The sequence below is a fragment of the Halorubrum aquaticum genome, from assembly GCF_900113615.1.
GTDB classification, from domain to species: Archaea; Halobacteriota; Halobacteria; order Halobacteriales; family Haloferacaceae; genus Halorubrum; species Halorubrum aquaticum.
Window position 1 is genome coordinate 351,413 of the sequence record NZ_FOPZ01000001.1, and the last position, 17,974, is coordinate 369,386.

Sequence of the window (17,974 nt, forward strand, 5' to 3'; positions counted from 1 at the left end):
GGGTTCCGAACGTTCACAGGTCGATTGAGTCGCCGCGGTCGGCGACGCGGAACCCCGCCGACTCCAGCCGCTCACGCGCGTCCGATCCCGGATCGAGGAGGGGATTCGTGTGGTTCAGATGGGTGAACAGGACCTCGGTGTCGGCGTCCGCGAGGGCGTCCATCGAGGACCGAACCGTCGGATGCGGAACGTCATCGACGCGGTCGATCTCGTCCCGACTCCAGAAGGTCCCGTCGACGAGGGCCACGTCGACGTCGCGGATCAGGGACTCGGCACGTTCCGTCAGGGAGTCGACGTCGCTCACGTAGAGAAGCGATCGGTTCGGGCCGTCGATCCGATACGCCAGCGTTCCGGTCGGAAGCGTCTCGCGGTGGTCGACGCGGAACGGCGTGACCGAAGTCTCGGTAAGGGGAACGGCGGAGTCCTCGTCGATCGACCGCAGGTCGACGTTCCCGTCCTCGACGAGCGAGTACAGCGGTTCGTTCTCCCTGATCACGTCGCCGAGGCCGGGCGTCGCGTAGACCGGAAGCTCGTCCGCGTCGACCGACTCCCGTCCGAAGTACAGGAGTCCGGTGAGATGCCCGAGGTGGGCGTGCGTCAGGAACGCGCCGTCGGGGACATCGGCGAGTTGAAAGCGAACGTCGGGCGTCGCGTCGAACAGGTACCGACCGCCGTCCTCCAATCGGATCGCGCTCGCGTATCGCGTCCGTCCGGGGGCCTCGCGTGCGGCCTCACAGTTGCCACACCGGCATCCGAGGTGCGGAACGCCGGCGTCCTGGGCGGTTCCGAGGATCTCGACGGTACTCACGGGATCCGCATGCGGGCCGTCGGCGTATCAAGATGGTGGTGTGAGACCGACATCCCGGACGCTCCTCCGGCGTCGTGTTCGACGGGTAGCGGACTCATGTTTCGGGTATCTCGAGGGGTCCATCGACGACTCGGACCCCAAAGCGTATGTCTCACACGTGAGTGAAGTTCCCATGGTACGACACGTCACGACGGATGCGGGCTACGACAGCGACTTCCCCTTCTCACAGGGCGTGATCCACGGGGACACCGTCTACACGGCCGGCCAGATCCCGAAGGACCCCGAGACTCGGGAAGTGATCGGCGAGACGATCGAAGAACAGACCCGCCAGACGTTCGACAACCTCGAGGCCGTCCTCGAGGCGGCCGGGACCTCCCTCGAGAACGTCGTGAAAACCACGGCGTTTCTGACCGACATGGACGACATCGAGGGATTCAACCGGGTGTACCGCGACCGGGTGCCCGAGCCCTACCCCGGACGGAGCACCGTCGAGGTCGCCGCGCTCGCGATCGACATCACGGTGGAGATCGAGATGGTGGCCGCCATCGAGTGAGTCGATCGAAGGCGTTGGCACCGGGCCCGTGGACCTCGCCGTCCTCGTTCATCCCGTGACACGCCGGAATCGGTCGGCAGTCCGTAGGCGTTCGAGAGCGGTTCCGGAGCCGTCCACTCGAGCCTCATCCACGATCGACTCGTCGGCTCGTCAGTGTCCGTCCACGGCAGCGAGCCGACGCTTGGTGCCGTGTTCGGTTCCGTCTCCCCCTCGAAAGCTCGCCACCCGTGAAACCATCAGTGCGCCTGTTCGACCGCTTGTAGCCGTCGATGATCCGAGCGAAGTTCGCCGGCGGCCGGATTCGGGCTCCGCCACGGCGACCACTCGAATCCCATCCAGTCGGCGGCGTAGTAGTCGGATTCGTTGAGCGTCGTCACGTAGTGAGGTTTTGTCCGGCGAGCCGTATTTAGTGTTGGCCGTCCCATCGACAGTCTCGATCTGCTCACGGGCTTCCGTGTTTTCCGTTCGAACGTCGCCATCTGAATGGTCATGCCGTTCGCTTGACTCGACCAGAAGTATCAATTCACAAGCCAGACACTGTCCTGAGAAAGATGGACGAAACGACCGCTCGGAAGCTGCTCTCAGAGATCGACGAACCGACGCAGCCGGCGCTACAAGAGCTACAGGAGACGGCTATCGACAGTGTTGAGACGGTCCTGTCGGACGCCGGCTTTCCGATTCGGGAAGAGGTCTGTCGCCGGCTCTCCTACACGTATTACTACGACTGGGAAACTGACGACCCGGACATCGTCCTCCTCGTACAGGATCCGGGAAACCTCCACGAACGCCACCTGTCGGAACTACGTCCTCACAACCCGCTTGCGGGCGAATGTTCTCCTCGCGAACAGATCGGCGTCTACCGCGAGTTCGGGAAGAGCTGGCTGACCGGGCGAAACGCCGATTTCACGGAGCGCTTTTTCGAGACGCTCGCTAGTCACGGACTCATCTCACTCCCGAACGGCTGGCATCACTACGTCGCGTCCGGAGACTTTTATCGAGACTTCTATCTCGGCGACGTCGTGAAGTATCGCGTCGACGGATTCGGCACTGCTGCCGAGCGTGCCTCGTATCAGAGTTTGCTCGAACGTGAACTCCGAGCGTTGGACCCGGAACTAGTGATCACTTTCGGCGGCAACGCGTGGCCGGCGCTACGACGATCTACCACACCCGTACCCGTGGTAGATACGAATGCTGACCCCGACAGCATCATGTCCATTCACGGAACGCTCCACCAGATTTCCAAGCCGATCGACGCCCACGTACTTCCGTTAGCTCACATGAGTGGCCAAGTCTGGTGGCGGTTCCCTCCCGACGAGTACATTTCTCGACTTAGTGAGGCTCTCGAAGTGTTCGAACGCCGGTAGCGAGAACTGACGGAGCGATTACCAACGCTGGGTCACACCGACACGAGCGACCACGCGCCGCCGCCGCGTGCCGTACGCACCGGGAGTGACCCCCCTATCTATACGTGTGCGTATCTGTCGTCGCCGCGATCGCGCCCCCGTCGAAAGACGTTCGAACCCGAGTCTGTTCGAAGGGCTGAGCGACGGAGTTCAGTTCCACTCATTCACGTTCACGACCGGCGGCAGATCAGTCGGCTCCGGTACCCACTCGATCACCTCCGCGACGCAGTCGGCGATCGCGTAGGTATCCATCGTGTCATCGGCGTAGTAGAGGACCGGAACGTTCCCTCGTGTCTCCTTGTCGAGAAAATCAGTGTCGTGGGTGAGTACGAGGTAGCCACCCTCACGAGCGAACGTCGCGATCGAGTCGTCGTCGACTCCCTCGGAAAGTGCCTCATGGACGTGTTCGGCAGCGATCCCCTTCCCGCGGAGCGCCTCCGCGACTCGCGGACTCGTGTTCTCGTCGACGAGGACTCGGTACTCCATCCGGTTACGCACTGTCGTCGTCTTTCAGTTCCGACAGCGACACCGCGCCCGCCTCCCGTGCCGCAGCCTCGCGTTCCGCCCGCCGGCGCTCGACCGCCGCCATCTCGTCGGGATGGCTGTGGTAGTACTGGAGCGCGCCGTACACGTCCGCCACGTCGAGCTCGAGCTGGTCGGCCACCTCCTCGGCTGACTTCCCGGCCCCCTCGACGAGCCCCTGAATCCGCCGGACGGTCACGCGCCGCCCCTCGATATGCGGCTCGTCGTGAACCTCGGTCACGATCCGAACCGACGACTGTGCCATACCCGCGAGTATCACCTGAGGCGGCATAAAACATCGCTCCACGGTTCTCCACCCGTTCCGATCAACCTCGGTCTGATCCGAGCCGATCGCGCACCTCACCCGATTCGAGCGCCCGCTCACCGCTCTGCCGCGTGATCATCGAACCTCCGGGGAGCGATCTCACTTCCGATCAAAGACTCAAAAATCAAGTTTATTGTCGTGTTTGTGAATGAGAATACATCGAATAAACACATTAACCCCGTATTTTCAAGTTCGGTCGTGACAACGTGTAGTCGATGTCGAGCGAGATTCGGAAGTTGCGAGATCTCGGCAACGGAAGCGGCGGGGTCACCATCCCTCGCGACACGCTCCGGAACTGGGGTCTCATCGATGACGACGACGAGTTGACCGACGCACACCTCCACATCCACGAGTCCGACGACGCCATCGAGGTCAGGCCGATCGGTCCGACTCCTGGAGGTTCCGACGACGACTCCTCGAAACCGAAGCGATCGACCGGCCGCTCGATCCCCGCCTCGAAGGCCGACCTGTAGCGAGCACGCCTCCCCTTTTACGACTGGTTGAACCCGTATTACCGATCGCACGACCAGAAAATCACTGCTATTGTCGTGTTTGTTCGCCTGAATAGGTCTAAAAAGTACATTTACCCCGTGTCTTCAAGTTATACCGTGACGACGTGTACACGATGCCCGGAGAGATCCGAAAGCTGAACGATCAGGGAAACGGAAGCGGCAGCATCGTCATCCCGAAAGACGCCCTCCGCGAGTGGGGATTGGTCGACGAGGACGATGGCAGCGTGATGAGCGCGCACCTACACGTTACCACCTCAGACGACGGCGTCGTCATGCTCCAGCCGCTCGGCGAGATGGATCCCACGAACGACTCGCCGTCGAAGCGATCGACCGGCCGCTCGATTCCCGCCTCGAAGGCCGATCTGTAGTTCCGCTCGTTTTCTCTCGTCGATCCGTTCGCTGACCGGTCACCCGAACTGTCCTCGACATCGAGTAGTTCGCTCGCTTCAGCCGATCGACGAGCGAGCTCGTCGTCGTCACCGTTTCACGGTGGTTCGTAACGTGAGGGGGTCCCCCCCTATGATTTCACTTCCCCACCCGCGCGTGCGTAAGCGTCACGACCGCGAGAGAGATCGGCATCTTGAGCGAGCGGTCGTCAGATTCCGAAAAACGGCCTTGTTGAAATCCTCGCCCGGTGGTAGGTTTCTGCGGGCGTGCTGAATACAGAGCGCATAATCAGCACAGAATAAGCTACAAATAGAACAGGTAGAATCGGTCAGTATAGAGCTTATAGTCACATGATTCAGGAGTAGCAAAGCTCAACGATGGCGCTCGTCCGAATCCCATCCTGTAGCTGTCGAGTACATTATAGAGACTGACGGCTGAACCGGAGGGGGTAGCGAACACTTCGGGGAATCAGCCAACAACCGAATCCAGTGCCACTCCCTCATCCGAGGGTTAGAGGTCGTGTCGGAGCAGGGGATGTTCCGGGGTTGAAGCGAGAGGTGACTCCGAGATAATTGTGAAGCAAGTTCGTGGTGAGTATGAAGTGAAACAGCCAGAACTCCGTCCACTACGTGACCGCGTACAAGAGTTGACGAGTTCGAGCAATTCGAGATACAGCACATTCCGTGAGAGGAGAACTGGGAGTCAGACGAGCTGGTTGACCGAGCCTTCGACGACTGAGTGGGACTAACTTCGAGATCGGTGCTATCTGGGAATATCTCCGTGAAGTGGATACTAATTATTCCAATTTTTTTGATAGAATCCTTGATATTTTTATATCGTCACCTTCCTCTTCTACTAATTGCCTAGAAGTAAGAACTCTCATTATCCAATTGATTTTATGTGTGGGTATTTCAGAACCGGGTGGTTCTGATTGTATTTCTTCCTTTGTTACTGGGCCATTGTCAATAATGTACGATAGAACATTAATGTATTTTGGTTTATCCTCTTCGTATGACGTAGGAATTTCGTCTGAATAAAATATTTGTTTGTTTTCTTCCGGTAAATCTTTGATATCCTCTTCTGAGAGTCCTAGTATTGGAACAAATTCATCTTCGTCAGTATTTGTCGCTTCTTTTATTTCCTTTTCGAATGTATTGAATATTTCGGTGAGACGTTCCTTGTCTGGCATAAACAGAAATAGTTAGAGATAACACAAGTACTTACCGAAAAATAACAACTAGGTTAGATGATTTCGTCCTAATTACTGTTCTATAGCGCCCGGTTGTCATAGGATTATATGGAGGGATTGAACGAGTGATGCCGTATCTGGGAAACACCCCGTGTACCTCAGTTGATGACCGACGAGACAGCACGGTTGTGTTGGATATCAAAACTTTCGAACTCTCTCACGCTACGTAACTTTCGCCGAAGGTGTCGCTGGTGGTTCGACAGACTTTCAGTATGGTCATCTCCCATACGTGACTCCATCAGAGGAGTGTCCCTCGTCCCACTTCTGACGCATCTGGTCAAAGGCTCGGAAGCAGTCATCCATCAACTGCTGAATATACTCTCTGTATCTCGCACACCGATTCTATCACTGGTTGAGGATTTCAATAGAATCAAAAATCCACTTCCAGTCTCGACAAACGCTTCACAACGAGTGAATCGTCGGTTCGCGGCTCGCGAGCAATTCGAACGGCCGAACTGCGACTACGCAGATCCATCGCGGAATCGATCGATCGGCACGTCGGCGATCTCGTCGTAGTCGTCGTCACCACCGACCAGAAGCGTCCCCTCGACGTGGTCGGCGGTCGCCAGCGCGAACGAGTCGCCGAGTGCCGGGTTGTACCCGAGAATGTACTCCGACGCCTCTAGCCATGCGTCGGCGACATCTACCGGCTCGATGCCGAGGTCGATCAGCCAGTCGAGATACTCGTCGGCCGTGTCGCGGTCGTACTTCCGAGCGAGCGTGTACCGCACTTCGGTGAAGTTCACGTAGCTCGCGTAGCCGGTGGTGTCCTCGACGGCGACCGCGTCGAGATACTCCTCGACGACCTCGCTGCCAGGTTCGTTGTCGGCGTGCGCTATCAGCGGCTCGGCGTCGAAAACGACACAGTCAGGCAGCGTCATCACTCCTCCGTCGAGAACTCCGCCTCGCGCTCTTCGCGGTCCTGCTCGCGCTTCTCGTTGAGGATCTCGGTCGCCGACCGGTCCGTGCTCGCCTCGCTTCGGGCGGCAAACCCGCGCATCTCGCTCGGCGAACGGACGTGTTCGACGATCACCTCTCCGTCCTCGGTCTCCCGAAACACCACCTTTCCGGGGGCCTCGATCCCGAGTTTCTCGCGGAACCGCTTCGGGATAGTCGCCTGACCGTGCTTGGTGACGGCGACGATCTCTTTTTCAGAGTCGTTTGTATTCTCTGTCTTACTCATTATTCATAATTCTAGAGCGTTCATAGGTAAACGTTTCGCGCATCTCCAGGCGGTTACCGTTCACTCTGCGGGGCGAGCCGACCACACCGTCCACCTACAGACGAGACTACATCGTTCCTGGCGATTCGGTCCGTTCCCTACCCCCTCCCCCTCACTTCCCATTATATACGCGCGGGCGTGGGTCAGATTCTCGGCAGGCAGCAGAGACGCCGAACCGGCCCATCTCGAAACGACGAATATCGTGATCCGGAGAGATCTCGAGGTGACCCTCGATCACGTTCGATCGCACGGCTCACCCCCCTCCCCCTCCCCTTCTCTTATATACGCGCGCGCAGGGGGTTCGCTGAGAGCGGCCGCGCGAGGTTCGGTACCGACCGATCTTAGAATCCGATATCTCGGAAAATAGCGAATGGCCGGACACCGACCCAGGTCAGACGCGGTCGATGTGGTCGTAGACGCGTTCTGTCGTTTGGATGCTCGCGTGTCTGAGCCGGTTCCGCACGTCGTAGAACGAGTTCCCCTCCTCGACGTTGAGCATCCGATACGCGACGCTGTGCCGCAGCGTGTGCGGCGTCACGTCCGCCGGGTCTCCTCGGCCGGTGAGCGTCAGCGGACGCACGTCGGCCGCGACAGCCGCGTCTCGCACGACGTTCCGAACCGACTCGGTCGACATCCGGTCGGCCTGCCGCGACGGCCAGAGCGCCGCAGTGTCCTTCCACCGGCTCGCGAGGTACATTCGGAGCGTTCGCACCGTCTCGTCGGCGAGCTCGATCTCGGTGTAGCTCGGCGACCGATCGGTCGGGTAGTCCTTCTGGAGGTCCGCCGGCAACGCGATCACCCCGTCGTCGAGGTCTAGGTGGTCGTCGACGTCGAGCGCGATCGCCTCGCTGACGCGAAGCCCCGTGTCGTACAGCGTCGCGATCAGTGCGTCGTTGCGAGCCGCGAGGTACGTCGCGCTCACTTCCACGGTCGCGCTTCGCATCTCGTCGACCTGGTCCGGCTTCAGCCAGACGGTCGCTTTCTCCTGAGTTTGGGTTTCCATATTTCTATGTGTTTCGAGGTGGGTTGTTTATAAGTGGTACAGCGAAGTGAAGCGGTGAGTTTGGGTTTCTATAACAAGAATCCCAAACTCGTCTTAGCCGTTGTCACACCCTCCGCAGTTTCGTAAACTGCCTCATTTGTGTCCACGGCCGAACCCGTGCCGTTCCACCACCGTAGGCCCAGACCGTCGCACCGAGTAGGTGTTCACGGGCGATCGCAGTCCGGCTTCGATCGATGCTCCCGGTAGATTCGTCACTCGCCATCGTACACCTCCGGCTCGAGACGCTCTCGTGTGTCGCACAGTCGCTGCCAGACGGCTACTGCGATCTCTGCTCCACGGAAGAGTCCGTACATCAATCCCGCCGCTACGAGGTAGAACGTCGCGATGAACGGATACACCACAAGTAGCGGTGTGAGCCGAACCCGGCCGTAGGCCGTCCGCTGCCGCCACTCGCTCCACAAGTGCGCAACATCACAGCGTACGCCGTCCACGATAGCGAAGAACGCCTCCGGGAGCTCCTCACTCGTCGCCATCGGTCACCTCCAGAGCATCTCGGTCGATCTCGATACACTCGGCGAGTTGCTCTCGGCGATCGCGGATTCGGTTCTCGACCTCGTGTTTCTTCTCCAGGTCGACGTGCTCCTCGATCGCGTCGCGGACGAGGTCCTCGAGGAACTCCCGTTCGAACTCTTTCAGCGCGTTCAGTTCGACGTTGGTGTCGCGGCCGTCCGAAACGTACCGACGGAACGACCGCTTGATCGTCGCGTCCTTGTCCGAGGACGATGGTACCGGATTCTCGGGGAGTTCGAACCGCTCGATGTGCTCGGTGTTCAGTGCTTTCCGCTCGAGCGCGAAAGTACCGTTACCGCCTTCGAACCAGAACGGAGCCCCGTATTCGGCGTCGTAGTAACGCGGGTCGTCGGATCCCGGGAACTCCCGACCGAGGTCGATGCCGTAGTACCCCATCGCGTCGAGGATGCTGACAGGGGCGTGGAACCCGGACGGATTGTAGTCGCCGAAGTAGAGGATCCGGACATCCTTTCCATCGCTGATCTTCTCGATGAGTCGGTTACTCGCTTGGTAGACCTTGGAATCCGACCAATCTCCGCGAGTTGCCTCCAGCCGGACGTTGAACTCCTCACAGACGGGCGCGAAGACGGACGCGAGGCTTTGCTTCTCGAGCCAGACCTCGACGTACGACTCCTGCTCGCGCCAGAAGTCCTCCCAGTAGTCGTTCCACACCTTGTCGACCCGGTCGTCGACGAAGTGTTTGGGATCGCGCCAGCCCGTCGCCGAGACGTTCTCCGCCGTCCGCGAGGCGTCGACGATCTGTGCGGGGTCGATGTAGCCCGCTCGGCGTCCCTTCTTGACCGCCCGCTTCACATAGCGGTACTCCCACTTGTGACCGCGAGATTCGAGCGCGTAATAGACGTCGCGAACGGTGCGCTCCTCGCCCGAGGACAGCACGTCCTGTATCTGCGAGAGGATAGCCTGATTCTTCCTGCCGGGGTTCCACTCGCCCTTCGTCGTCTCACTCGCCATCATCTCCCCCCGTGGCGGCGATTCCAACGCCGAACTGTTTCTGGAGGTAGGACTCCAACGGGAGCGTCCGACCCTCCCAGTAGTAGTAATGCGACTCACCGATGAATTCGGTCTCCTTGAGTTTCGACGGGTCCCTAGGAGCGTCGGTCTCGATGTCGAACACTTCGATCGCCTTCGCGAAGCCTGCCGCGTAGGACTTTTCGAGACCCTCCCACACCTCGTCGGTTTTCTCCTCGTACGCTTCGAACCGATCGGTCTCGCCTCCGGATCGATCACTCGACATCATTCACCACCCTAACGTCATCGGAGCCGCAGTTCGGGCACGGATCGGGGATCTTGCCGTCGTTCGTGGGAGTTGCGCGTCCAAGCCATCCACATCCGTCGCACTCGACGGATTCGAGAGTCATACCTCACCCCCAACCGGAACGGGATCAGTACCACAGACGTTACAGTAGAGCCATTCTACACCGTCCCTACGCAACTCGCCGATTATCTGCTGGTTGCCGTAGTCGTGATCCTCGTCGGTACAGCCGTTTGGGCATTCAACTCGCTCGAGACCTCCGTCGACTTCCTCACCGCCGTCGGTTCGGAGATTGTGGTCCCCCTGCTCGTCGAGAGCGAGCTGTACCTCGACAGCCGCTTCGCTCAACTTGTCGACGAACTCCTCCGTCGTCACCTCTACCGCGGCCATACTCTCCGAGCCGTGGAACTCCATGATCGGCCCATCTGCGTCCGGGCCGGGATCCCGAATACCGATTCCTTCGAGTTCTCCGATCCACTCTCCTGAGCGACGGAAGTCGGTGTTATCGTCGTTCTCACCCTTCATAGCCGGTATCCACCTCCTCGATCCGATGGGCCGGGAACAGCATCGGCCCGAACGGTTCCGTCCCGCAGCGGACCCAGCCGCTCGAGAGGATCTCCACCTCCTCGTAGACGCTCGCGTAGCCCTCGTCGAAGTGGACTTTCACGTTCTCGTAGACCGTCATATCTCACCCCTCTCAGACTTCGATCGGCTCTCCGTCGCATTCCCGTCTCGCGCACTCCAGACACCGCTCACCGGCGAATCCGGGCGATGTCGCGAGCAGCTCCGCGACATCACCGCAGCCGTCACAGATGTCCTCGTCGGAGATTCCGGCCGCCCGGCGTTCCCGTTCTCGTTTCTCGTCTTCGGCCCACGCTCGGACCTCTTGCTGCGTGATCGACGCGTGGCGAGCATGTTCCACCGGCTCGAGGTTCTCTCCCCGGTTGTCCCACTTGATCCCGTTGCGGTGATGGACATCCTTCTCCGAGAGATCGTCGAGGACCGACTCAATCGGTTCCTCGAGCGGGTAGCACTCGACGATCGCGAGCAGCCGGTGGTGTGCGACGTAGACGTCTTCGCGTCGCTCTCCCGGCGTGTGCGGTCGGTATTCGGTCGATCGCCAGCGCTCGTAGCCTGCTCCGCTCCCGTGCCCCGGCTTCGCGTGTTCGAACCGAGCGTACCGCTGTACGCGGTTCGAACCGTAATGATAGCTCGGCACACCGTCATCACTTCCTCTGGATCCGCGGAGCGAGCATCATCATCACGTGACCGAGATCGTCCGCGAAGTCGTAGTAGATCTTCACGGGCATCTCCTCGGAGAACTCCACTCGAAGCTCTGTGCCGCTCTTCAGCGGCTTCAGGATTCCCGCGTACTTGCTGCCGCTCGTCGAGCCGCCGACCAGGTACGGAAGCGAGTACATTCCTACTGCGTCCGCGTCGAACGTCGCGTTCGGCAGTTCGTCCGCTCCGAGAACCGTCTGAATCTCGTCGGTATCTCCGTGGCCGCGAACGGCCAACGCCTCCTCGTCGACCATCGATTCGAACTTGACATGGTCGCTGACGAGTTCCGCATTCTCCACTGCGTCAGTGATCACACCCGCATCGGCTGTGAACTCCACCGAGTGATCGATATCCGGGATATCGGGTTCGTCACGGATCGTCTTCGGGTCGATCCCCGACATCTCGACTTCGACGTTCGTGTGATCGATCTCGATCGACCGCGTCTCGGGTCGGTACGTGAACGTTACCGGGTCATCCCCGCTTGCGCTGCCGATGTAGTCGTCGAGCCGCTGGAGATTCAGCCCGATCGGGAACATCCCGTCACCCACTGATTCGAACGCACCAGGTTCGACCTCAACGTCGACCATGCCGACGTTCGCGGGATCGACGGCTGCGACCGACAGCCCCTCGTAACCGATCCGGAAGATCGCCTCGTCGACGACCGTCAGCAGTTGGTCGACCACCTGCTGGAGCACTTCCGCGCGGATAACGACCGTCAGACTGTCGACTGCTTCCGTTTCCGTTCCTGCGGTCGCCGCGTCGCCGTCTCCAACCGCGTCTTCAGCGTCAGCGGCCGCCATCAGACACCACCTCCGAGGTCGTCGTCGGTCGCGTCTTCGCCCTCGGTACTCTCGTCGCTCTTGGTAGTATCGTCACTCATGGCCGGTGTCTCCGCGAATCGCTCAGTCGTCCGCTCGATGCTCTCCGGCACGCCACGCAGCGTCTGCTCCAACTCGGCAGCGGAGATCCCCGCCGGCGCTTCGACGAGAATCGAGACATCGCCCTTCTCCACGCTCGCCAGTGCCCGGTCACCGACAACGTCGATGTCGAGGACCGCCGGATGTTCCGTCGCCGCCGTCTCCGGCGTCGGATCACTCGTCGCCATCGGCCACCTCCATCCCGGCCGCCGCCAGCTCGTCGAGTCGCTCGCGTGCCTCGCCGCCGTCAGCGACGGCTTCTTTCGACGCCGAGGGTTCGACCGGACTTTCCGTCTCGGTCGGTTCGTCGTCGTTCTTTCCGACGACGATCGAGACGTGGTGGATCCCTTGGTGGAGCGCGATCACGTCCTCGCGCTTCAGCGGCTGGATCACCACTTTCCGAACCGCCTCCTTCTGGATGTTCAGATGGTTTGCGAGAATCGACTCGGCCGTTCCGAGTTCGATCCGGCCGCCGACTCCGGTCCACTCAACGAGCTTTCGATGGCCTTCCTCCGCCTTCACCGGCAGGCCGCTGTCGTAGACTGTCTCGACATCGTCGTCTCCGGCGTACGTCGTCGCGACCGCGTGCCGCAGTGCGTCGGCCAGCGACCCGTGTTCTTCTTCGGCCTCCTCGAGAGCGGCGAGAAGCCCCTCGTCACGGATCGTCGCCTTCGCGACTCGTGACTCACTCATTGAGCATCACCTCCTCCGCCTCAATGACTTCTTGAAACGCCTTCCGGCTCCCTCCGTTGTCCGGGTGATTCTTCGCTTTCAGCGACCGTGCGGCCGCTTTCACCACTGTATCCGGCGCGTCCGGAGAGACATCGAGCACTTCGTGAGCCGGCGTTGCCGAACTACTCTCTGCGACGACATCACCATCGCTCGCGTCGCCCGGCGGAAGTCGTGCTGCGGCGAATTCGGAGTCGCCCGTTCGAACCGGACGGGTCCCCCGCATCCGGGTCTCATGGACCCACTTGTAGACGGTCCGGACGTTGTCTCGAAGCCGTGGCGACGCGTCGCAGGCCACCGCGAACGACTCGCCGTCGTCAGTCCATCGAAGGACGAATCCCGGATCGTCCGGGTTCGCGTTGTGGAGCGGCAGTCCGTTCGACTTCGTGTGAGCGTTCGCGATGGACGCCCGCCAGTTCTCGACGTCCATCCGTCCCATCTCCGTCGAGAGGTCCTGCGTCGTGGTCGCGAGCGACGCCTCGAAGCTCCGGTTCGGCTCGCGCTCCGCTTCCGGTGTCCGCTCGAAGCCCGCCGGCCACTCGAAACGGCTCATGCCGACACCTCCAGACTACCGCCACACCGCCAGCAACACGGAGCTTCAGCGGGATTCGACCGGCCGCAGTCGGTACAGTCGCTCCGAAGACCGAAGATCCCTCCCCAAAGCCGGTAGGTCGCACCGGCGCTCATCGGTCCACCCCCCAACGCCTGCGAGCGGGCCCACGGCCGCATAATGCGCGGCGGCGCGCGCGCCGCATAAAGTCCGCGCGCCGTCGCACGGATGCGTCACGTGGGCAGCGATTTCGACGCACCCCCGTACCCTCGTACGACTTTCTAAATCCGGTTCGAGACGGCTTGAAGGCCGGAATAATCGCTGAATCGGTGTCGTACGACGGGGTCGCGGAGTCGTACGACTCGTACGCTCCAGTTGTTCCACACGAAACAGTGGAAACGGAGGTCATCGGTCGACACCCCCGTCGGCCGCGACCGGCTGACTCGTCTCGGCGTCGACGCGATCGTGTTCGACATCGTCGACGGTGAGCCACCACGGCGGCGAGAGGTGCGTCCGACCGGTGTCGAGGTCGGTGACGCCGAGGTCGTCACGACTCCAGTGCCACCAGAGTAGCGCAACGTGAGCGCACCAGCCGCGGAAGCGGTAGCCGTCGCAGTCGCATTCGGCGACGAGGTCACCCTCGTAGACCGCGAACAGCACACGGTGCCGTGAGAGCGCCGTCTCGTCGTCCTCACGGCCGAGCAGCACGTCGAACTCGGCAGGGTTCACAGCTCCGATCGTCGACCGTGCGGCCTGTGCGCGCCGCCAGCTGGAGGACGTGGTCCATCCATCCGGGAACTGGAGCTGGTCGGGTTCGCCGAGACGGTTCGCGATCTCCTCGCGCTGTTCGTCGACTGCGGTCTCGGCGTTCATAGCGCACCCCCGTAGCTACACTCGGGACACGCGTCGTAGGGGATCGCGCTGCCGGGCTTCGAGGTTCGCGTCAGCTTCGCTCCGCAGTCCGGACAGTACCTCATGGCGGCGAACACCTCTTCACGAAGTTCCCGACGCCACCCGCGTGCCTGTCCTCGATGTGCTGTCGGATCGCGTCGTGAACCGCCTGCTCACCGCAGCGGATCTTCGAAATCCACTCGTCTTCGTCGAACCGCGTGTTCACCGCGTAGTACCGCGTCTCGTCGTCGACGATCTCGCGAATGTAGCCGCTCCAGCCGGCGCTGTCCTGCCAGAGACGAAGCTCACCGTTCGCGTTGAACAGCTCCGAGATGTTCAGTTCACGACGCTCTTCGACGACGGCGCTCGCTGCGTTCTCGTCGGTGTCGAGATCGACATCGATCTGCCGCTCGACGCTGCTCATGACGCCACCTCCGAGTGACCTCCGGATCGACCGAAAAATACATCTAGGAGGCCTCTATCCTTTATTAACGGAACGGGCCGGGCGCGATTTGAACACGCGACCGACGGATTAAGAGTCCGTCGCTCTCCCTAACTGAGCTACCGGCCCTCGACCTCCCGTATCCGAGTCACGGTAAAAGGCCTTTTCATTCGCCGGGCACCGCGGCGGTGACGACGATCCGCGTTCCTCTCGGACGAACCGTCCCGGATCGTTCGGAGAGCCGCACGAACCCGTCGAAACCGGCGTTTCGGCCGCCTGAACGGCCGCGACGAGAGCGCACTCGTTAAGTGTCGTCCCGCGGAAACCAGTCCCAATGAGTAGTGGCGCATCCGGCTCGGCACGCACGCGATACGCGATCCTCGGCTGCGGGAGCGTCGGCCACGCGGTCGCGGAGTCGCTCTCCCATCGCGGCAAGGACGTGCTCATCCTCGACCGCGACGAGAGCCGCGTCGAGGCGCTGCGGGACCAGGACCTCAACGCCCGCGTCCAGGACATCGCGGAGCCCGACGTCGTCGACGCGCTCGACGACCGGGACATCGTGTTGATCCTCGCCTCGGACGTCGAGGCCAACAAGGCGGCCGTCTCCGCGATCCGCGAGGTCGACGGCGACCAGTACGTCGTCGTGCGCGCGTCCGATCCGGTCAGCGAGGACGAACTGCGCGAGCGCGGCGCGGACGTGGTGATCAACCCGTCGACGGTGATCGCCGATAGCGCCCTCCAGTCGCTCGAGACCGGCGAACTGGAGTACATGGCCCGCCAGCTCGCGGAGATCATCGAGGGCGGCGGCGGCCGGATGGCGATCCTCACCCACGACAATCCCGAGCCGGACTCGATCGCGTCGGCGACCGCACTCCAGGCGATCGCGGACGCGTTCGGCGTCGAGGCCGACATCCTCTACTCCGGCGACGTCGGCCATCAGGAGAACCGGGCGTTCGTGAACCTCCTCGGGATCGACCTGCTCTCGCGAGCGGACGCGCCGCCGCTCTCGGAGTACGACACGGTCGCCGCCGTCGACCTCGCGAAGTCCGCCGAGGACGAGATGGACTTCGAGACCGGGATCGACGTCTACATCGACCACCTCGAGTCGGACGCGCCGCCGGACGCCCGGTTCGTCGACGTGCGGACCAACGTCTCCTCGACGTCGACGATCCTCACGAAGTACCTCCAGGAGTTCGACCAGTCGCCGACCGAGGCGGTCGCGACCGCGCTGCTGTACGGGATCCGCGCGGAGACGCTGGACTTCAAACGCGACACGACGCCGGCGGACCTCACCGCGGCCGCGTACCTCCACCCGTTCGCCAACCACGACACCCTCGAGCAGGTGGAGTCGCCGTCGATGAGTCCCGAGACGCTCGACGTCCTGGCCGAAGCGATCCAGAACCGGCAGGTCCAGGGGAGCCACCTCTTCTCGACGGCCGGGTTCATCCGCGACCGCGAGGCGCTCGCACAGGCCGCCCAACACCTCCTGAACCTGGAGGGGATCACGACGACGGCCGTCCTCGGGATCGCCGACGACAACATCTACCTCGCGGCCCGCTCGAAGGACATCCGGCTCAACATCGGGAACGTCCTCCAGGAGGCGTTCGCCGAGATGGGCGACGCCGCCGGCCACTCGACGCAGGGCTCCGTCGAGATCCCGCTCGGCATCTTCACCGGGATCGAGGCGAGCGGGGGGAACCGCGACACGCTCCTCCACCTCACCGAGGAGGCGGTTCGCCGGAAGCTGTTCGACGCATTGGGCGTCGAGGGAGCGGCCGAGGGCGGGAACGGGTCGTAAGGGAACTAAGGGAAGGGAAAGGAAGGAACCCGACTTCCGAACGGCGCGATGCGCCGCCGATACACGCCGGGGACGGCTTTTTATCCGCGGTCGGCGACTCCTCTCGCATGACCGACCCGTTCGTCGTCGTCGGTGCCGACGCAGCCGGACTGAGCGCCGCCAGCAAGTTCCGCCGGGAGGCCCCCGACCACGACGTCGTCGTCTTCGAGAAGGGACGCTGGATCTCCTTCGCGTACTGCGGGATGCCGTACTTCATCGAGGGGCGGATCGACCGCCTCTCGAATCTGCTCTCGCTGTCGCCGAGCGAGGTCGAGGGCCGCGGTATCGACCTCAGACGCGGCCACGAGGTCGTCGGGGTCGACGCCGAGGAGAAGCGCGTCTCGGTACGGACCGCGGAGGGGGAGACGTTCGAGCGGGCGTATTCTGACCTGCTCGTCGCGACCGGCGGCCGCGCCGTCACCGGCCCGTTCGACGTGCGGGGGATCGACGGCGCGTTCACCCTCCACGACATGGACGCCGCGGCGGCGATCGACGCGTACGTCGCCGAGCCCGACGCGTACGACCCCGGCCGGGCCGACGTGTCGGCGGTCGACCGCGATCGCGTCGACCGCAACGCGGCCATGCCCGCTCCCGAGACCGCCGCGATCGTCGGCGGGGGATACGTCGGCGTCGAGATGGCGGAGGCGCTTTCGGGTCGTGGACTCGACGTCCACCTCTTTCAGCGCTCCGAACGCCTCCTCCCGCCGTTCGGCGAGGCGGTCGGCGAGCGGGTCGAGACGGAACTCGAAGGCCGGGGCGTGACCGTCCACACGGGGAGTCCGGTGGGGCGACTCGTCGGCGACGACCGGATCGAGGCGGTCGCGTTCGACGGCGAGCGACTCGCCGTCGACCTCGCGGTCGTCGGCGTCGGGATCGAGCCGAACGCGGAGCTGCTCTCCGGAACGGGCGTCGAACTCGGCGAGGGCGGCGCGGTCCGGACCGACGAGTACGGTCGGACGAACCTGCCGGACGTGTACGCCGCCGGCGACTGTGCGACGGCGATCCACGCCGTCACCGGCGAGGAGGCCTGGATGCCCCTCGGACTCACGGCGAACCGTTCCGGCCGTGCGATCGGAGCGACGGTCGCCGGCGACCCGACGCCGGTCGGCGAGATCGCCGGGACGGCCGTCGTCAAGGCGTTCGATCAGGAGTGCGGCCGCGTCGGACTTCTCGAGGAGGGGGCGGCAGTCGAGGCCGGATTCGACCCCGTGAGCGAGACGATCACCGCGGGGTCGCGCTCGGGGTACTACCCCGGTGCGGCCGAGACCGACGTGACGCTCGTGGCCGACCGCGACACGAAGCGGCTGATCGGCGGGAGCATCGTCGGACCCGACCGCGCGGCCGTCCGGGTGAACACCCTCGCGACCGCGCTGGAGGCGGACCTCACGGTTCCCGAACTCGAACGCCTCGATCTGGCGTACGCGCCGCCGTTCAGTCCGGTCTGGGACCCGATGCTGGTCGCGGCGAAGGTGTTGAACGGCTCGCTCGAGGAGTGAGAAG

26 protein-coding genes and 1 tRNA gene are annotated in these 17,974 nt (G+C 62.5%); 6 read left to right on the forward strand and 21 right to left on the reverse strand.

Translation table 11 applies throughout. The features are described 5' to 3' along the window. Positions 1 to 13 precede the first annotated feature (13 nt). On the reverse strand, positions 14 to 808 hold the full coding sequence (locus F3H10_RS01710) for an MBL fold metallo-hydrolase (RefSeq protein WP_149783127.1): 795 nt from the start codon (positions 806 to 808) through the stop codon (positions 14 to 16). A gap of 172 nt (positions 809 to 980) precedes the next feature. Between F3H10_RS01710 and F3H10_RS01715 the strand changes: the two genes are divergently transcribed. Next, positions 981 to 1,361 (forward strand): RidA family protein, encoded by a 381-nt coding sequence (locus F3H10_RS01715; RefSeq protein WP_149783128.1) that lies wholly within the window; start codon positions 981 to 983, stop codon positions 1,359 to 1,361. A gap of 236 nt (positions 1,362 to 1,597) precedes the next feature. On the opposite strand, the gene F3H10_RS15895 is transcribed toward F3H10_RS01715, so the two are convergent. Then, the gene (locus F3H10_RS15895; protein ID WP_188127839.1) at positions 1,598 to 1,738 is read right to left on the reverse strand and encodes a hypothetical protein; all 141 of its coding nucleotides are present in this window, start codon (positions 1,736 to 1,738) and stop codon (positions 1,598 to 1,600) included. A gap of 174 nt (positions 1,739 to 1,912) precedes the next feature. On the opposite strand from F3H10_RS15895, the gene F3H10_RS16215 reads away from it, so the two are divergent. Then, entirely contained in the window at positions 1,913 to 2,725 is an 813-nt protein-coding gene (locus F3H10_RS16215) for a uracil-DNA glycosylase family protein (RefSeq protein ID WP_223174160.1), read from the forward strand. Positions 2,726 to 2,914: 189 nt separating this feature from the next. Here F3H10_RS16215 and F3H10_RS01730 read toward each other — a convergent pair whose 3' ends face one another. Continuing rightward, the gene (locus F3H10_RS01730; protein ID WP_149783129.1) at positions 2,915 to 3,250 is read right to left on the reverse strand and encodes a DUF5615 family PIN-like protein; all 336 of its coding nucleotides are present in this window, start codon (positions 3,248 to 3,250) and stop codon (positions 2,915 to 2,917) included. 4 nt (positions 3,251 to 3,254) lie between these two features. Beyond that, positions 3,255 to 3,551, reverse strand: a complete 297-nt coding sequence (locus tag F3H10_RS01735; RefSeq protein ID WP_149783130.1) for a DUF433 domain-containing protein — start codon at positions 3,549 to 3,551, stop codon at positions 3,255 to 3,257. 275 nt (positions 3,552 to 3,826) lie between these two features. Here F3H10_RS01735 and F3H10_RS01740 point away from each other — a divergent pair, with 275 nt between their 5' ends. Both F3H10_RS01740 and F3H10_RS01745 read left to right on the forward strand, forming a co-directional pair. Beyond that, a complete protein-coding gene (locus F3H10_RS01740) occupies positions 3,827 to 4,084 on the forward strand; it encodes a hypothetical protein (protein ID WP_149783131.1) in 258 nt (85 codons plus the stop codon). A 152-nt stretch (positions 4,085 to 4,236) separates the two neighbouring features. Continuing rightward, positions 4,237 to 4,491, forward strand: a complete 255-nt coding sequence (locus F3H10_RS01745) for a hypothetical protein (protein ID WP_149783132.1) — start codon at positions 4,237 to 4,239, stop codon at positions 4,489 to 4,491. An 815-nt stretch (positions 4,492 to 5,306) separates the two neighbouring features. Here F3H10_RS01745 and F3H10_RS01750 read toward each other — a convergent pair. The 17 genes from F3H10_RS01750 to F3H10_RS01825 form a co-directional block, all read right to left on the reverse strand. Then, the gene (locus F3H10_RS01750) at positions 5,307 to 5,699 is read right to left on the reverse strand and encodes a hypothetical protein (RefSeq protein WP_149783133.1); all 393 of its coding nucleotides are present in this window, start codon (positions 5,697 to 5,699) and stop codon (positions 5,307 to 5,309) included. A gap of 521 nt (positions 5,700 to 6,220) precedes the next feature. Beyond that, a complete protein-coding gene (locus tag F3H10_RS01755; RefSeq protein WP_149783134.1) occupies positions 6,221 to 6,640 on the reverse strand; it encodes a PIN domain-containing protein in 420 nt (139 codons plus the stop codon). Then, positions 6,640 to 6,942 (reverse strand): AbrB/MazE/SpoVT family DNA-binding domain-containing protein, encoded by a 303-nt coding sequence (locus tag F3H10_RS01760; RefSeq protein ID WP_149783135.1) that lies wholly within the window; start codon positions 6,940 to 6,942, stop codon positions 6,640 to 6,642. The genes F3H10_RS01755 and F3H10_RS01760 overlap by 1 nt, the downstream gene beginning before the upstream one ends. Before the next feature lie 430 nt (positions 6,943 to 7,372). Further along, positions 7,373 to 7,984 (reverse strand): tyrosine-type recombinase/integrase, encoded by a 612-nt coding sequence (locus tag F3H10_RS01765; protein WP_149783136.1) that lies wholly within the window; start codon positions 7,982 to 7,984, stop codon positions 7,373 to 7,375. 251 nt (positions 7,985 to 8,235) lie between these two features. Next, positions 8,236 to 8,517 carry a hypothetical protein gene (locus F3H10_RS01770; protein ID WP_149783137.1) on the reverse strand — a complete coding sequence of 94 codons (282 nt, stop codon included), beginning with the start codon at positions 8,515 to 8,517 and terminating at the stop codon, positions 8,236 to 8,238. Continuing rightward, on the reverse strand, positions 8,504 to 9,526 hold the full coding sequence (locus F3H10_RS01775; protein WP_149783138.1) for a hypothetical protein: 1,023 nt from the start codon (positions 9,524 to 9,526) through the stop codon (positions 8,504 to 8,506). Before F3H10_RS01775 ends, F3H10_RS01770 begins: the two co-directional genes overlap by 14 nt. Beyond that, complete coding sequence (locus tag F3H10_RS01780) at positions 9,516 to 9,809, reverse strand: hypothetical protein (protein ID WP_188127840.1); 294 nt, start codon at positions 9,807 to 9,809, stop codon at positions 9,516 to 9,518. The genes F3H10_RS01775 and F3H10_RS01780 overlap by 11 nt, the downstream gene beginning before the upstream one ends. A 120-nt stretch (positions 9,810 to 9,929) precedes the next feature. Next, entirely contained in the window at positions 9,930 to 10,352 is a 423-nt protein-coding gene (locus F3H10_RS01785; protein WP_149783140.1) for a hypothetical protein, read from the reverse strand. Beyond that, positions 10,342 to 10,512, reverse strand: a complete 171-nt coding sequence (locus F3H10_RS15900) for a hypothetical protein (protein WP_188127841.1) — start codon at positions 10,510 to 10,512, stop codon at positions 10,342 to 10,344. The genes F3H10_RS01785 and F3H10_RS15900 overlap by 11 nt, the downstream gene beginning before the upstream one ends. Positions 10,513 to 10,524: 12 nt before the next feature. Beyond that, positions 10,525 to 11,046: an HNH endonuclease gene (locus F3H10_RS01790; RefSeq protein WP_149783141.1), complete on the reverse strand. Its 522-nt coding sequence runs from the start codon at positions 11,044 to 11,046 to the stop codon at positions 10,525 to 10,527. Between the two features lie 7 nt (positions 11,047 to 11,053). Next, positions 11,054 to 11,803 carry a beta clamp domain-containing protein gene (locus tag F3H10_RS01795; RefSeq protein ID WP_223174171.1) on the reverse strand — a complete coding sequence of 250 codons (750 nt, stop codon included), beginning with the start codon at positions 11,801 to 11,803 and terminating at the stop codon, positions 11,054 to 11,056. 104 nt (positions 11,804 to 11,907) lie between these two features. Then, entirely contained in the window at positions 11,908 to 12,213 is a 306-nt protein-coding gene (locus F3H10_RS16220; RefSeq protein ID WP_149783143.1) for a hypothetical protein, read from the reverse strand. After that, complete coding sequence (locus F3H10_RS01805; RefSeq protein WP_149783144.1) at positions 12,200 to 12,718, reverse strand: hypothetical protein; 519 nt, start codon at positions 12,716 to 12,718, stop codon at positions 12,200 to 12,202. Before F3H10_RS01805 ends, F3H10_RS16220 begins: the two co-directional genes overlap by 14 nt. Next, complete coding sequence (locus F3H10_RS01810) at positions 12,711 to 13,307, reverse strand: J domain-containing protein (protein ID WP_149783145.1); 597 nt, start codon at positions 13,305 to 13,307, stop codon at positions 12,711 to 12,713. The genes F3H10_RS01805 and F3H10_RS01810 overlap by 8 nt, the downstream gene beginning before the upstream one ends. A 402-nt stretch (positions 13,308 to 13,709) precedes the next feature. Continuing rightward, entirely contained in the window at positions 13,710 to 14,177 is a 468-nt protein-coding gene (locus tag F3H10_RS01815; protein ID WP_149783146.1) for a hypothetical protein, read from the reverse strand. A 100-nt stretch (positions 14,178 to 14,277) separates the two neighbouring features. Next, positions 14,278 to 14,619: a hypothetical protein gene (locus tag F3H10_RS01820; protein WP_149783147.1), complete on the reverse strand. Its 342-nt coding sequence runs from the start codon at positions 14,617 to 14,619 to the stop codon at positions 14,278 to 14,280. Between the two features lie 73 nt (positions 14,620 to 14,692). Then, a tRNA-Lys gene (locus tag F3H10_RS01825) sits at positions 14,693 to 14,766 on the reverse strand. A 205-nt stretch (positions 14,767 to 14,971) separates the two neighbouring features. Here F3H10_RS01825 and F3H10_RS01830 point away from each other — a divergent pair. Beyond that, the gene (locus F3H10_RS01830) at positions 14,972 to 16,435 is read left to right on the forward strand and encodes a DHH family phosphoesterase (RefSeq protein WP_149783148.1); all 1,464 of its coding nucleotides are present in this window, start codon (positions 14,972 to 14,974) and stop codon (positions 16,433 to 16,435) included. Positions 16,436 to 16,542: 107 nt separating this feature from the next. Further along, positions 16,543 to 17,970, forward strand: coding sequence for an FAD-dependent oxidoreductase (locus F3H10_RS01835; protein ID WP_149783149.1), 1,428 nt, complete (start codon positions 16,543 to 16,545; stop codon positions 17,968 to 17,970). Positions 17,971 to 17,974 lie beyond the last annotated feature (4 nt).

What these genes read in the sequence shown, in the direction of transcription:
- F3H10_RS01760 (WP_149783135.1), bottom strand. Translation starts at nt 6,942, where the DNA reads ATGAGTAAGACAGAGAATACAAACGACTCTGAAAAAGAGATCGTCGCC.
- F3H10_RS01820 (WP_149783147.1), bottom strand. Translation starts at nt 14,619, where the DNA reads ATGAGCAGCGTCGAGCGGCAGATCGATGTCGATCTCGACACCGACGAG.
- F3H10_RS16215 (WP_223174160.1), top strand. Translation starts at nt 1,913, where the DNA reads ATGGACGAAACGACCGCTCGGAAGCTGCTCTCAGAGATCGACGAACCG.
- F3H10_RS16220 (WP_149783143.1), bottom strand. Translation starts at nt 12,213, where the DNA reads ATGGCGACGAGTGATCCGACGCCGGAGACGGCGGCGACGGAACATCCG.
- F3H10_RS01780 (WP_188127840.1), bottom strand. Translation starts at nt 9,809, where the DNA reads ATGTCGAGTGATCGATCCGGAGGCGAGACCGATCGGTTCGAAGCGTAC.
- F3H10_RS01810 (WP_149783145.1), bottom strand. Translation starts at nt 13,307, where the DNA reads ATGAGCCGTTTCGAGTGGCCGGCGGGCTTCGAGCGGACACCGGAAGCG.
- F3H10_RS01775 (WP_149783138.1), bottom strand. Translation starts at nt 9,526, where the DNA reads ATGGCGAGTGAGACGACGAAGGGCGAGTGGAACCCCGGCAGGAAGAAT.
- F3H10_RS01805 (WP_149783144.1), bottom strand. Translation starts at nt 12,718, where the DNA reads ATGAGTGAGTCACGAGTCGCGAAGGCGACGATCCGTGACGAGGGGCTT.
- F3H10_RS01715 (WP_149783128.1), top strand. Translation starts at nt 981, where the DNA reads ATGGTACGACACGTCACGACGGATGCGGGCTACGACAGCGACTTCCCC.
- F3H10_RS01750 (WP_149783133.1), bottom strand. Translation starts at nt 5,699, where the DNA reads ATGCCAGACAAGGAACGTCTCACCGAAATATTCAATACATTCGAAAAG.
- F3H10_RS01770 (WP_149783137.1), bottom strand. Translation starts at nt 8,517, where the DNA reads ATGGCGACGAGTGAGGAGCTCCCGGAGGCGTTCTTCGCTATCGTGGAC.
- F3H10_RS01835 (WP_149783149.1), top strand. Translation starts at nt 16,543, where the DNA reads ATGACCGACCCGTTCGTCGTCGTCGGTGCCGACGCAGCCGGACTGAGC.
- F3H10_RS01765 (WP_149783136.1), bottom strand. Translation starts at nt 7,984, where the DNA reads ATGGAAACCCAAACTCAGGAGAAAGCGACCGTCTGGCTGAAGCCGGAC.
- F3H10_RS01745 (WP_149783132.1), top strand. Translation starts at nt 4,237, where the DNA reads ATGCCCGGAGAGATCCGAAAGCTGAACGATCAGGGAAACGGAAGCGGC.
- F3H10_RS01740 (WP_149783131.1), top strand. Translation starts at nt 3,827, where the DNA reads ATGTCGAGCGAGATTCGGAAGTTGCGAGATCTCGGCAACGGAAGCGGC.
- F3H10_RS01735 (WP_149783130.1), bottom strand. Translation starts at nt 3,551, where the DNA reads ATGGCACAGTCGTCGGTTCGGATCGTGACCGAGGTTCACGACGAGCCG.
- F3H10_RS01815 (WP_149783146.1), bottom strand. Translation starts at nt 14,177, where the DNA reads ATGAACGCCGAGACCGCAGTCGACGAACAGCGCGAGGAGATCGCGAAC.
- F3H10_RS01755 (WP_149783134.1), bottom strand. Translation starts at nt 6,640, where the DNA reads ATGACGCTGCCTGACTGTGTCGTTTTCGACGCCGAGCCGCTGATAGCG.
- F3H10_RS01730 (WP_149783129.1), bottom strand. Translation starts at nt 3,250, where the DNA reads ATGGAGTACCGAGTCCTCGTCGACGAGAACACGAGTCCGCGAGTCGCG.
- F3H10_RS01785 (WP_149783140.1), bottom strand. Translation starts at nt 10,352, where the DNA reads ATGAAGGGTGAGAACGACGATAACACCGACTTCCGTCGCTCAGGAGAG.
- F3H10_RS01830 (WP_149783148.1), top strand. Translation starts at nt 14,972, where the DNA reads ATGAGTAGTGGCGCATCCGGCTCGGCACGCACGCGATACGCGATCCTC.
- F3H10_RS15900 (WP_188127841.1), bottom strand. Translation starts at nt 10,512, where the DNA reads ATGACGGTCTACGAGAACGTGAAAGTCCACTTCGACGAGGGCTACGCG.